Genomic DNA, 12936 nt, shown 5'->3' on the forward strand with positions numbered 1-12936 from the left:
CCACCGTTTGAGAATGACCTGACTGAAATCTCGACACCGATCGCTGCCCGAATTCGGGCGCCGCTCACGATATCGAGCAGGTAATCTCCAACGTTGTGGTTTGCGTGTTCATGGTGAGACGGTAGTCCGGGATAGGGGAACGCGTCAAGCGCGCCAAATCCGGAGAGGTCAAACTTGCCGGTAACGGGGCTCGGATGGCAGACGATAAGGGCTTCGTGGAGGCACTTTGCGATTTTCTCAAAGCAAACCTCTCCAGCGCTTCTGCGGAAAGTGCGAGCGATCGACGGTCTGGATGAGACGATCCCATCCAGCAGACATGCGGGGGAACATCTCGAGGTCCCTTGTCATGCACGAAGCACTGCCACAAACATGCAAGCCAGCCTATTTGAAGAGCTTCAGCAGACCTTTCGCGGCTTCCTCCTGGAGCTTCTGCTTAGCGGCATCCTCGGTGCTCTGGCCGTTCTGCGGCGTGATACCGAGCTTCTTGGCGATCTCGGCCTCTGCTTTCGCCTTCAGGTCCTGCTTCGCCGCATCGACCTTGTCGCCCGAGAGCGCCTTCATATCTAGACCGAATTTCGGCTTCGCCCAGGGACCCGTGATCGAGAGCGGCACCTTCACCCCGCCCGTGCCATCGGCCTTGCTGAGCGCGGTCGGCGTGACCGTGTAATCGAGGCGCTGCGCCCCGATATCCACCCGCCCCTTGCCCACAGCACTCAGAAGCGGTGCTTTCAGTGCGAGGTTGTCATTCGACAGCACCCCGTTGGCGATGGTGAAGCTCGCGGTGATCTGATCGAAGATCGTCTTCGCCCCCTCCCCCACGTAGTTCAGATCGAGCGTGCGCAGCATCCCCACCAGATCGAGCCCCTCCAGCGCCCCCTTGCCGAAAGCGACATCGCCCGAGCCCGAAAGCGAACGCGCCAGCGCGGCCTGGCTGTTGCCCGAGGCGAGAAGATTCACGGTCAGATCCGCCTTCGCATCGAGCCGCCTGTAATCGGCCAAATCGCTCAGAAGCGGCTGCATCGAGATCCCCTTTGCTACCAGATCGGCGGAGGCCGAGAAGCCGTTGCGCGCATTGGCCACCACTTGCCCGGTGACGCTACCGCCATAGGCCGAGACCTGACGCAGATCCGCCACCGCGCGACCATTATCGATCGTGATCTGCGCTTTGGTCGGACCCAGCTTGGCAGTGCCGAAATCGATGGAACTCGCATCGAGCGCGATCTTGCCATCCAGCGCCCGCAGGCCCGAGGCGTCGATCGGCGTGGTCGACCAGCCACTGGCGCCAGAGCCAGAGCCGGAGGAGGCCCCACCTGCGCCAGCCGTGCCCGACGCCCCTGCCAGCGCCGAGAGATCAAGCGCGCCCGCGTCGATCTGGGCATCGATCCGCGGTTCGCCTTTCGCGAAGGAGAGATCGCCCGCCACGCTCAGCGCATTGCCGTCGAGCGTGAGCTTGCCGCCGCGCAGCTGCACGGCGCCATCCGCGCCCAGTGTCACATCGCCCTTCGCGGTAATCGTGTCCCGCCCCAGCCCCTTCGGCAGATCTAGCGCGGTCTGTCCGAAAATCGCAGCCAGCGCGGTTGGATCCTTGACGCTCGCGGTGAGTGGCCCTTTCGCCGCCAAGGGCGCCGTCCCGAACGTGCCCTTGAAGCTGATCGACGACGCGTCGAGGGTCAGCGCAAGATCGGTGGACACGGGATCTCCCGCAAGGAAAGACGCGAAACCTCCGAGCGTGCCATTTACCTTCAGCGCCTTACCGTTGACCTGCCCCGTCAGGTCCAGGCGCGCCGGACCGTCGAAGGACGGAAGCGCGAGGCTTGCATCGAGTCCGGTGAGCGTAAGGCTCTTGCCACTCGCATGATCGATCCACCTCACCGATCCGTCGCTGATCTCCCCTTTGTCGAGACTGAAAGCCGTTATCCCGCCGCCCTCGCCCGGGCTCGGGCGCGCGGTCTGGGTGCTGGTGGCCGCGGCCGGTGGCGCGAAATCCCAGTTCCCCGTCCCGTCCTTGCGCCGCTCGAGCAGGATGTTCGGCGATAGCACGTCGACCTTCGAGACACGGATCTCGCCGCCCATCAGTGCGCCCGGATCGACACCGATCTGGAGCCCCTTGGCCGAGAGCATCGGCCCGTCCTTGGACCAATCCGCATTCGCGATCTCGACCGGTCCCGTGCGCACCCCGAGTTGCGGCCAGATCGTCGCATGGACCGTCCCGCTCAACGTCATCTTGCGCCCGGTTACCGCCTCGAACCGCGCCTCGGCGATCTGGGCGATCTTCGTCGACGGGATCAGCAAGAGCGCGCCCCCAAGGCTCAGGGCGATCAGAACGACGAGAGCGAGAGCGCGAAAGAGCCAGCGCATAGGGCCTCCGGGGGTTGTGCCTTCGCGTTCAAGCTACGCATCGGTCCGACGGCGTTTCAAGCCGGAACAGCCGCGCTTCGGACAACCTGATGGGGTCCAAGATCCGAAGATGTTCAGCCAACGACATCGAAAGGTTTTGAGGAGGCGGATCGGGCCTCAGTTCTTCATGCGCGGTGCCGCGACCGTGCCGCGCTCCACAAGTTCGCAGTCGAGTATCCGGCGTGCGCACCGCCCCGGCCCGTTTTCGAGCATGTCGATCACCATCTCGGCCGCCACCGCTCCCATTTGCTGGCGCGGTTGGCGAATTGTCGTGAGCGGCGGGTCGGAGATCTCGGCCAGCATCGTGTCATCGAAGCCGATGACGGAAAGGTCGCGCGGCACGTCCAGGCCGGCTTGCTGAGCGGCACGGATCGCACCCAGAGCAGACTCGTCATTGGCGCAGAAGATTGCGGTTGGCGGATCCGGCAGGGCAAGCAGGGCGCGGGTGGCGCCCCGCCCCGCCTCGAAGCTGAAATCGCCCGGCGCTTCGAGGGCGGGATCCGCCGGCAGTCCTGCCTGCGCGAGGGCACGCCGATACCCCTCGCGTCGTTTGCGGCTGATGATCCGCGCCATCGGGCCGCACAGATGAGCGATCCGGCGATGTCCCAGCGCATGAAGATGGGCCACCGCCTGCGCAGCCCAACCGACATTGTCCACCAGCACCGCGCAGAGCGCGAGTTCGGGATTGTCCTCCGACACCAGCACGACCGGGCCCTGCTCGGCCATCTTGCGCGAGAGGCCCGCGGGCAGATGGCCGGTCAGAAGGATAAGACCGTCCACACGCCGACCCAGATATTGCTCGGCATAGAGCCGTTCGACATCTTCGAGCCCGTCCGTTCCGCCCACCACCACCGAAAACTGACGCTCACGCGCGACATACTCCGCGCCCTTGATCAGTTCGGCGTAAAACGGGTTTTCAAGGTCCTGCACGAGGATCAACAGCGAATTGGCCGCTTGGGCGCGCAGTTGACGTCCGATCAGGTTGGGACGGAAACCAAGCTCCTCGGCGATCTCATGCACAAGTTCGCGGGTCTTTGGGCTGACTTGATCGGGGCGGGTGAGCGCACGCGACACCGTAGCGGTCGAGACGCCGGCGCGGCGCGCCACGTCGGCCATCGTGTGGCGCGGGCTAGTCGCTCCCGCACCCGCCATTCCGCCCTCACCCGACTCACCGCTCACATTCGTCCCTTTCTCTTCATTCTCTATAGGCCTTGCCCGTCCGCCTTCACCAGAGGCAGAGCGCTACACCTTCTGTATTTACTCGGAAATTTTATTATTGCAATCGATTACATGCGCGATTAGCGTGAAATGTAATCGATTGCATACGGGATGAACCCTGGATGACGTCGAGACGCGCGATTGAGGAGTCGCGATCAATTCTGGGAGGAATTCATGCAAGCTCATAAAGGACGGCACGCCCTCGGCATCGCCGCATCTCTGGCGTTCGGTCTCGCCGCAGCGCAGGCGCAGGCGGCCGAAAAGGCGGAGGTAATCCACTGGTGGACCTCGGGCGGCGAACACGCCGCGGTCAAGGAATTCGAGAAGGCGTTCGACGCGCAGGGCGGCAAATGGGTCGATGCCGCGGTTGCCGGGGGCGGCGGCGATTCCGCGCGCGCCGACGGGATCAACCGCATCATCGGGGGCAATCCGCCTGCCGCCATGCAGTTCAACACCGGCAAGCAGTTCGACGAGCTGGTCTCGAACGGGCTGTTGCGCAACCTCGATCCGCTGGCGAAGGAATATGGCTGGAAGGACAAGATCAACCCGGTGCTGCTGAACGCGGTGAGTCAAGATGGGCACATGTATGCCGTGCCGGTCGATATCCACTCCAACATCTGGCTCTGGTATTCGCCCGAACTGCTGAAGAAAGCGGGCGTCGAGCCACCCAAGACCTGGGACGACCTGTTCACCGATCTCGACGCACTCAAGAAGCAGGGCGTGATCCCGCTCGCGCAGGCGGGCAGCGCCTGGACGCAAGCCCTGACGTTCTTCAACGTCATGATCGGCCAGGGCGGCAAGGACCTATACATGAAGGTGCTCAAGGATCGCGACGTCTCGGCAGTGAAATCCCCGGAGTTCCTAAAGGTCGCGCAGACCTTCGGCAAACTGCGCAACTACGTGGATAGCGGGATGCAGGGTCGGCAGTGGAACCAGGCAACCGCGCTGGTAATCAACGACAAGGCCGGGTTCAACTTCATGGGCGACTGGGCCAAGGGCGAGATGGAGCTGCAGAACAAGGTGCCCGGTAAGGACATAGGCTGCATTCCGGCGCTGGGGCACAACACCTACTGGGTCGGCGGCGATGTCTTCGTCTTTCCCAAGCTGAATGACGAGGCCGAGACCAAGGCCCAGGACCTGCTCGCCAAGGTGCTGCTCGAACCCAAGGTGCAGCTGGCCTTCAATGAGAAGAAAGGCGCGGTGCCGGTGCTCCAGGACGTGCCGAGCCAGGATATGGACCAATGCGCACAGCAAGGTCTCGAGCTACTCAAGAAAGGTGACTACGTCCCCAGCTCGGACATCCTGATTTCGCCCGACATGGGCGGCTCCATCACCGATCTCGTGGCCTCGTTCTTTACCGACAAGAGCCAGACACCCGAGAGCTTCGTGGATCGCTTCGCAGAGATCATCGGCGGCTAAGCGAACGGGGCCGCGATCCCTCCCTAGGGGTCGCGGCGCCGGCGCGCCCAGCCTCTCCCGGGCGCGCCCCCCTCTCCCGAGACCGCCACGAGACAGGACATCACGACATGAAGCCGCTTCGACTGCGCCGCCTGAGCGCACAAGTCGCGCTCGTCCCGACATGGATCATCGTCATCTTCGCCTATATCGGCACGATCCTCTGGACGATCCGCATCTCCTTCACCAGTTCCGGCATCCTGCCCAAATACGACTTCGTCGGTTTCAAGCAATATGACCGGCTGTTCCAATCTTCCCGCTGGACGATTTCGGTCGAGAACCTCGCGATCTTCGGCCTGATCTTCGTCATCGGCTGCCTCGTGCTGGGCTTCCTGATGGCGGTGTTCCTCGATCAGAGGATCAAGGGGGAAGGGATTTTCCGCACGATCTTCCTCTACCCCTACGCGATGTCCTTCATCGTCACCGGTCTCGTCTGGGCCTGGATCCTGAACCCGACGCTGGGCATCCAACAGGCGGTGCAGAACTGGGGCTGGCATGGCTTCACCTTCGATTGGTTGTCACGCGGAGACCGGGCGATCTACCTCGTAGGGTTCGCCGGCATGTGGCAATCAGCGGGTCTCGTGATGGCGATCCTGCTGGCCGGCTTGCGCGGCGTGGACGAAGACATTTGGAAGGCCGCCCGGGTCGATGGCATCCCGCCGTGGCGCGTCTACCTCTCGATTGTGATCCCTATGCTCTCGAGCATGTTCGTCACTGCGGTGGTGCTGCTCGCGATCGCGGTGGTCAAAGTCTACGACATAGTGGTCGCGATGACAGGCGGCGGCCCCGGCATCTCGACGGAGGTGCCCGCCAAATTCGTCATCGATTACCTCTTCAACCGACAGAACATTGCGCTCGCGACCGCGGCCGCCTCGGTGATGTTCGTGGCCGTGCTCGTGGTGCTGGGTCCGTGGCTCTACAACCAGTATTTCCGCCAGAACCGGAGGGCGTCATGACCGCTGAGACCCAACCGCGCGGGCGCAAGCCTCGCCGGCTCACCGCCAGCCGGATCGGCATCTATGCCTTTCTCGTGCTCGCAGCCGCGTTTTTCCTGCTCCCCTTCTACGTGATGATCGTGACGTCGTTCAAAACGATGCCCGAAATCCAGCAGGGCAACATCTTCGGCCTGCCCACCGACTTCACCGTCAAACCGTGGTCCACTGCCTGGGCTCATGCCTGCACTGGCGTTAACTGCGAGGGCATCCGCGTGGGGGTGCTGAACTCCTTCGAGATCATGATCCCGGCTGCGACGCTCTCGATTCTGCTCGGCGCGATCAACGGCTACGCGCTGTCGTTCTGGCGACCGCGTGGGGGCAACCTGATCTTTGCGGTGCTGCTGCTCGGCGCGTTCATTCCCTACCAGGTCTATCTTTATCCGCTGGTGCGGATGCTCTCGAAAGTGTCGCTCTACAACACCCTGCCCGGCATCATCGTCGTGCACGTGATCTTCGGCTTGCCGGTGATGACTCTGCTCTTTCGCAATTACTACGTCGCCGTGCCTATCGACCTGTTCAAGGCTGCGCGGATCGACGGGGGCGGTTTCTGGACGATTTTCTTCCAGCTGATGATCCCGATGTCCGGGCCGATCCTCGTCGTCGCCGCGATCCTGCAGGTCACGGGGATCTGGAACGACTTCTTGTTCGGCCTGATCTTCGCGGGGCGCGATCACCTGCCGATGACTGTCGAGCTCAACAACGTCGTCAACACCACCACCGGAACCAAAGCCTACAACGTCAACATGGCCGCGACGATCCTGACCGCACTCGTGCCGCTGATCGTCTACTTCGTCTCGGGCCGCTGGTTCGTCCGCGGCATCGCCGCCGGCGCCGTGAAAGGATAAATGCAATGGAACCTTCTGTTAGTGTCCGCGATCTGCGCATCACCTATGGCGCGTTGGACGTCATCAACAATCTTCAACTGGACATCACACCGGGAGAATTCCTCGTGCTGCTGGGCCCCTCGGGCTGCGGCAAGTCCACCCTTCTCAATGCGATCGCTGGCCTGATCGATATCTCCGACGGAGAGGTCTGGATCTCGGGCAAGAACGTGACATGGGACGAGCCCAAAGATCGCGGGATCGGCATGGTGTTCCAATCCTACGCGCTCTATCCGCAGATGTCGGTGGAGAGGAATCTCAGCTTCGGGCTACGCGTCGCGCACCATTCCAAGAAGGATATCGAAGAGCGCGTCTCACGCGCAGCCGAGATTCTGCAGATCGAACCACTCTTGAAGCGTCGCCCCTCGAACCTGTCGGGCGGGCAGCGCCAGCGGGTCGCGATCGGGCGGGCTCTGGTGCGCGACGCCGATGTCTTCCTGTTCGACGAGCCGCTGTCCAACCTCGACGCAAAACTGCGCGTCGACCTTCGCGTGGAGATCAAGCGGCTGCACCAGCGGCTGCGCTCAACGATGATCTACGTCACCCACGATCAGATCGAGGCGCTCACATTGGCAGACCGGATCGCGGTGATGCATGGCGGCGAGATTCAGCAGCTCGACGATCCGCTCACGATCTACAACCGGCCATGCAACATGTTCGTTGCGGGCTTCATCGGGTCACCGGCCATGAATTTCTTCGAAGGGCGCCTGGTCGCTGGACAGGACGGTCCGGTCTTCGAAGGGCAAGGCTTTACCACGGGACTTGCGGGCTATGACAGCGACGGCCTCTTACCGGTCGATCGCGACGTGATCCTCGGCGTGCGCCCGGAACATGTGCTGTTCGACCGGGATGCGGCAGGCCAACCGGGAGAGGTAGAGGCCGAGGTGGAGTTGGAAGAACCCATGGGCGCGGACAGCCTCGTCTGGCTCACCTATGGCGAGGCCAAGCTCTCGGTGCGCTGCGCCTCCGGCAAGCGCTACCGCCCCGGCGACCGCCTCCCCATCGCCTTCGACATTGCCCGCGCGTCGATCTTCGACACGCAAAGCGAAAAGCGCCTTTAGGCGCACAATCGATTTTTCAGGAGGAGAGACACATGACCGATTTCAGCTACCAGCTTTACAGTTCGCGCAATGCGGGGCCGCTCGATCAAACACTCGAGATGCTCGCGCAGGCGGGCTATGCAAGCGTCGAGGGGTTCGGCGGGCTTTATGAGAAGCTCGGAGCGTCGGAACTGGATGCGTTCCGCGCTCAGATCGATGCGGCCGGGTTGAAGATGCCGACGGGACATTTCAGCCTCGACGTCGTGGAGCGCGACCCGGACCGTGCGATCGCCATCGCCCGCGCTTTAGGGATGGAAGCGCTCTATGTGCCCTTCCTGATGCCGGCGGATCGGCCAACCGATGCGAAAGGCTGGGCAGAGTTCGGCACGCGGCTTGCCCGCGCTGGCGCCCCGATCCGTGCCGCCGGATTCGGCTTCGGCTGGCACAACCACGATTTCGAGTTCAAACCGCTTGCCGACGGCACGCTGCCGATGGCGCATATACTCGAAGCTGAAGATCTCGACTGGGAGGCGGATATCGCCTGGATCACGCGCGGAGGTGCCGACCCGCTCGACTGGCTCTCACGGCATGGCAACCGGATCACCGCCGCGCATGTGAAGGACATCGCCCCCGAAGGCGAAAAAGCCGACGAAGACGGCTGGGCCGATGTTGGCACCGGCGTCATGGACTGGCCCCGATTGCTCGAGGCCCTGCGCCACGACAGCAAGGCCGCCCATTTCGTGATGGAACATGACAACCCGTCCGACGATGCGCGCTTCGCCCGCAGATCGATCGAAAACGCGCGCAAACTCTGAAGGGGGATAGCATGAGCACTGAACTCGGTATCGGCATCATCGGCTGCGGCAATATCTCGACCACCTATCTCGGTTTCGCGCCGCTCTTTCGCGGCATCAGGGTCGTCGCCTGTGCCGACCTGAATCCGGAGGTCGCCAAGGCGCGCGCGCAGGAATACGGCGTCGAGGAACAAGGCGTTGAGGACCTTCTCGCGAACCCTGCGATTGATGTAATTATCAACCTCACCGTCCCGGCGGCGCATTTCGAGGTCGCGAAAGCGGCGCTCGAAGCAGGCAAGCACGTCTATAGCGAGAAGCCCTTCGTCCTGTCGGCCGAAGACGGAAAGGCTCTGCGCGACCTTGCGCAGGCCAAAGGCCTCTCGGTGGGCAGCTCGCCCGACACCTTCCTTGGTGGCGCGCATCAGCAGGCGCGTGCGCTGATCGACGAGGGGCGCCTCGGGACGATCACGGCAGGCACCGCACACGTGATGAGCCACGGCATGGAGCATTGGCACCCGAACCCGGATTTCTTCTTCAAGCCGGGCGGCGGTCCGATGCTCGATCTCGGCCCCTATTACCTCGCAAACCTGATCAACCTGATCGGTCCGGTGAAGCGGGTGGCGGCTCTGACCTCCACCGCGACGCCCACGCGCACGATCACCTCCGATCCACGCAATGGCGAGACGATCGACGTTGAGACGGCCACCAACATCCATGCCTTGCTCGAATTTGCGCAAGGGGCGACCATCACGCTGTCCACGAGCTGGGATATCTGGGCGCACCGCCACGGGCCGATGGAACTCTATGGAACAGAGGGCTCGCTCTTCCTTCCGGATCCGAACTTCTTCGGTGGCCCGGTGGAGATGGCGGGGCGCGACGGGAAGATCGCACCTGTGGAGCCCTGGGCCCACCCGTTCGGCAAACCCAACCAGGAGCACCCACACGGCATGGTCGCCAATTACCGCGCGGCGGGCCTCGCCGATATGGCGCTTTCTCTGATCGAGGGGGGTGAAGCGCGTTGCTCCATCGACCGCGCGCTGCACGGGATCGAGATCATGACGGCGATCCTGCGCTCGGGCGAGGAAGGCGTCTTCGTGGAGATGACGACGACCTGCACCCGCGCCCCGGCGCTCGACCCAGAGGGCGCGCGGGCGCTTTTGCGCAAATCAGACTGAAAGCGACCATGCGCGAGGGACCTCCCCTCGCGCTTGGCCTGCAACGACCCGACAGGAGTATTCCGAAATGAAGACGATCAAGGGGCCCGCCCTCTTTCTCGCGCAATTCGTGGGCGATGATGCGCCCTTCAACAGTCTCGACGCGATCTGCGGATGGGCCTCCGGGCTCGGCTACAAGGGGGTGCAGATTCCGACATGGGACAGCCGCCTGATCGATCTCGAGCGCGCCGCTACCTCGCAGGATTACTGTGACGAGATCACCGGCACAGTCGCGGCCCACGGGATGGAGGTGACGGAGCTTTCGACCCACCTTCAGGGTCAGCTCGTGGCAGCGCATCCAGTCTATGACGAACTGCTCGACGGCTTTGCGCCGCCCGAGTTGCACGGCAAACCGAAGGCTCGACAGGAATGGGCGTGCGAGCAGGTCCGGCTTGCCGCGCGCGCGTCTCGCCGGATGGGGCTCTCGGCGATGCCCACCTTCTCCGGGGCGCTGGCCTGGCCTTTCCTCTACCCCTTCCCGCAACGCCCGCCAGGGCTGATCGAGAGCGCCTTCGACGAGTTGGCCGCACGCTGGCGCCCCCTGCTCGATGCCTGCGAGGAAAACGGCGTCGATGCCTGTTTCGAGCTGCATCCCGGTGAGGATCTACATGACGGGGTCAGCTACGAGATGTTCCTCGACCGGGTGGACAATCACCAACGTGCCAACCTGCTCTACGATCCCTCGCATTTCGTTCTGCAGCAGCTCGATTACCTCGAGCATCTCGATATCTACCGCGACCGTATCCGGGCCTTCCACGTCAAGGATGCCGAATTCGTGCCCTCGGGTCGGCAGGGCGTCTACGGTGGCTATCAGTCCTGGGTGGACCGCGCGGGGCGGTTCCGGTCGCTTGGCGACGGGCAGGTGGATTTCGGGCGGATCTTCTCGCAAATGGCGGCGCATGACTTCGACGGCTGGGCCGTGCTTGAATGGGAATGTGCGCTCAAGCATCCCGAGGACGGCGCGCGCGAGGGGGCGGAGTTCATCGCCCGCCACATCATCCGCGTGACCGATCACGCATTCGACGACTTCGCAGGCGCGGGCACCGACGAAGGTGCCAATCGGCGTATTCTCGGGCTGGAGGGCAAGACATGAGCGAGACGAACGGACATCGCAAACTGCGCCTCGGCATGGTCGGCGGCGGCGAGGGAGCCTTCATAGGGGGCGTTCACCGCATCGCGGCGCGGCTCGACGACCGGTTCGAGCTAGTCGCGGGGGCGCTTGCTTCCGAGGCCGCGCGCGCGCATCGCTCTGCTGCGGCGCTGGGGCTGGACCCCGCGCGCAGCTACGCGGATTTCGAAGTGATGGCGCGAGAAGAAGCGGCGCGGCCCGACGGGATCGAGGCGGTGTCGATCGTAACCCCCAACCATATGCATGCGCCCGTCGCAACCGCCTTCCTGCGCGCGGGCATCCACGTGATCTGCGACAAGCCAATGACGCGCAAGCTCGAGGAAGCGGAGGCGCTGGCGGAAGAGGTGCGCGCCTCAAACGCGCTCTTCGTGCTCACACATAACTACACCGGCTACGCGATGGTGCGACAGGCCCGCGCTATGGTGGAAGCCGGACAGCTTGGGCGCATCCGGGTCGTTCAGGTCGAGTATCCGCAGGACTGGCTCACCGAACCGGTGGGAGCGGACGGCGCGAAACAGGCTGTCTGGCGAACCGATCCCGCGCGGGCCGGTGCAGCGGGGTCGCTTGGCGATATCGGCACCCATGCTATGAACCTCGCGAGCTTTGTCTCGGGTCTTGAGCCGCGCGAAGTCTGCGCCGAACTCACCAGTTTCGTGCCAGGTCGCGCGGTCGATGACGACGTGCAGATGTTGATCCGTTATGAGAGCGGAGCGAAGGGTATGCTCTGGGCCAGCCAGGTCTCCCCGGGCAACGAGAATGGGCTGAAACTGCGTGTTTACGGCGAGACGGCGGGGCTTGAATGGCTGCAAACCGCGCCCGATAGTCTACGCGTCTCCCCCTTCGGAGAGCCCCCGTATCTGCTGTCCCGTGGCGGGCCGGGGCTCACGCCCGAGGTGGCCGAGATGGCACGTGTTCCGGCTGGCCATCCGGAAGGGTTCCTCGAGGCCTTCGGCAATATCTATAGCGCCGCAGCTGACGCGATTCTGGCCCACGAGCGCGGCGAACCCAGACCGCTTGGATTGCTGCCTGGCGTGGCTGATGGCTTGGCGGGAATGCGCTTCATCTCCGCAGCCTTGCGATCATCCCAGGCGGGAGGAGTCTGGACCGCGCTCTGACGCAAGCCCGAGACTGAGTCGTCAGCGTCGCTTTATGAATGACCGAAGTTGGAAGACTTTTCCGACGCCTCGTATGCACCTTGTTGCGCGCCATGGTCTCTGTTCACTTTCCGAGAACCCACTTACGGTGCCTCGGCGGAAGCGGGCTTCCGCAATTCAAGGGCAAGGCGAAGAACAGCAAGCCAGCGTCGCGGCGCCACGCGTGTGGGAGGACGAAGCTGTCGATGACGGAGCTGGGATACCGGTGAAGCCAAAGGCCGGAAAATTTGACTTTTCCGGCCTTTCCTTGTGAAATTGAAGCCTTCAATGGAGGTGGCCATGGGCGCACATGAGATCGTCGGCATGCTCGGGTTCGTCGCTTTTGGCGCGGCGGCGATCATTCCTGTCTTGATCGAACGCGCTCGCGACTACAAACGTCTCGCGGCTGATTTTGGTGACCTCACCGAGGAAGAAGTGCAATGGCTCAAGAGCCAGCCGATCTCCGACGATGTCTACTTCGAAGATGGCGATGACGACGCCGGTGAGTAAAGGTTCGCGCTGCAAGGTCAGGGATGGACGGGCATCTGGCACCTCAGTTGCCCGAAGTCGCGAACCGTCGCAATAGCCGCTGCCGCTCGGCTTCGGTGCTCGATAAACGACACATGACACCCGAAATGCATATTATCGAGCAGGCAAAGCACAGCGCGTGCAGGTGCTCG

At 63.3% G+C, this 12936-nt stretch carries 11 protein-coding genes; 9 read left to right on the top strand and 2 right to left on the bottom strand.

All coding sequences use genetic code 11. The features are described 5' to 3' along the window. Positions 1 to 381: 381 nt before the first annotated feature. Entirely contained in the window at positions 382 to 2358 is a 1977-nt protein-coding gene (locus B6V75_RS08235; RefSeq protein WP_088719302.1) for an AsmA family protein, read from the bottom strand. Between the two features lie 156 nt (positions 2359 to 2514). Further along, a complete protein-coding gene (locus B6V75_RS08240) occupies positions 2515 to 3549 on the bottom strand; it encodes a LacI family DNA-binding transcriptional regulator (protein ID WP_088719303.1) in 1035 nt (344 codons plus the stop codon). A 240-nt stretch (positions 3550 to 3789) separates the two neighbouring features. Between B6V75_RS08240 and B6V75_RS08245 the strand changes: the two genes are divergently transcribed. The 9 genes from B6V75_RS08245 to B6V75_RS08285 all read left to right on the top strand — a co-directional run bounded on the left by B6V75_RS08245 (position 3790) and on the right by B6V75_RS08285 (position 12766). Further along, positions 3790 to 5034, top strand: a complete 1245-nt coding sequence (locus tag B6V75_RS08245; protein ID WP_088719304.1) for an ABC transporter substrate-binding protein — start codon at positions 3790 to 3792, stop codon at positions 5032 to 5034. A gap of 107 nt (positions 5035 to 5141) precedes the next feature. Next, complete coding sequence (locus B6V75_RS08250; RefSeq protein ID WP_078545585.1) at positions 5142 to 6026, top strand: sugar ABC transporter permease; 885 nt, start codon at positions 5142 to 5144, stop codon at positions 6024 to 6026. After that, on the top strand, positions 6023 to 6910 hold the full coding sequence (locus tag B6V75_RS08255) for a carbohydrate ABC transporter permease (protein ID WP_088719305.1): 888 nt from the start codon (positions 6023 to 6025) through the stop codon (positions 6908 to 6910). Before B6V75_RS08250 ends, B6V75_RS08255 begins: the two co-directional genes overlap by 4 nt. Positions 6911 to 6915: 5 nt before the next feature. Then, positions 6916 to 8007, top strand: a complete 1092-nt coding sequence (locus B6V75_RS08260) for an ABC transporter ATP-binding protein (protein ID WP_088719306.1) — start codon at positions 6916 to 6918, stop codon at positions 8005 to 8007. A 32-nt stretch (positions 8008 to 8039) separates the two neighbouring features. Beyond that, positions 8040 to 8801, top strand: a complete 762-nt coding sequence (locus B6V75_RS08265) for a sugar phosphate isomerase/epimerase (RefSeq protein ID WP_088719307.1) — start codon at positions 8040 to 8042, stop codon at positions 8799 to 8801. Between the two features lie 11 nt (positions 8802 to 8812). After that, a complete protein-coding gene (locus B6V75_RS08270; protein ID WP_088719308.1) occupies positions 8813 to 9955 on the top strand; it encodes a Gfo/Idh/MocA family oxidoreductase in 1143 nt (380 codons plus the stop codon). A gap of 67 nt (positions 9956 to 10022) precedes the next feature. Beyond that, positions 10023 to 11087: a sugar phosphate isomerase/epimerase gene (locus tag B6V75_RS08275; protein WP_088719309.1), complete on the top strand. Its 1065-nt coding sequence runs from the start codon at positions 10023 to 10025 to the stop codon at positions 11085 to 11087. Continuing rightward, a complete protein-coding gene (locus B6V75_RS08280) occupies positions 11084 to 12238 on the top strand; it encodes a Gfo/Idh/MocA family oxidoreductase (RefSeq protein ID WP_088719310.1) in 1155 nt (384 codons plus the stop codon). The genes B6V75_RS08275 and B6V75_RS08280 overlap by 4 nt, the downstream gene beginning before the upstream one ends. Before the next feature lie 318 nt (positions 12239 to 12556). Continuing rightward, on the top strand, positions 12557 to 12766 hold the full coding sequence (locus B6V75_RS08285) for a hypothetical protein (RefSeq protein ID WP_088719311.1): 210 nt from the start codon (positions 12557 to 12559) through the stop codon (positions 12764 to 12766). Positions 12767 to 12936: the final 170 nt, after the last annotated feature.

The sequence above is a fragment of the Thioclava sp. F1Mire-8 genome (assembly GCF_002213165.1).
Classification (GTDB): Bacteria; Pseudomonadota; Alphaproteobacteria; order Rhodobacterales; family Rhodobacteraceae; genus Thioclava; species Thioclava nitratireducens.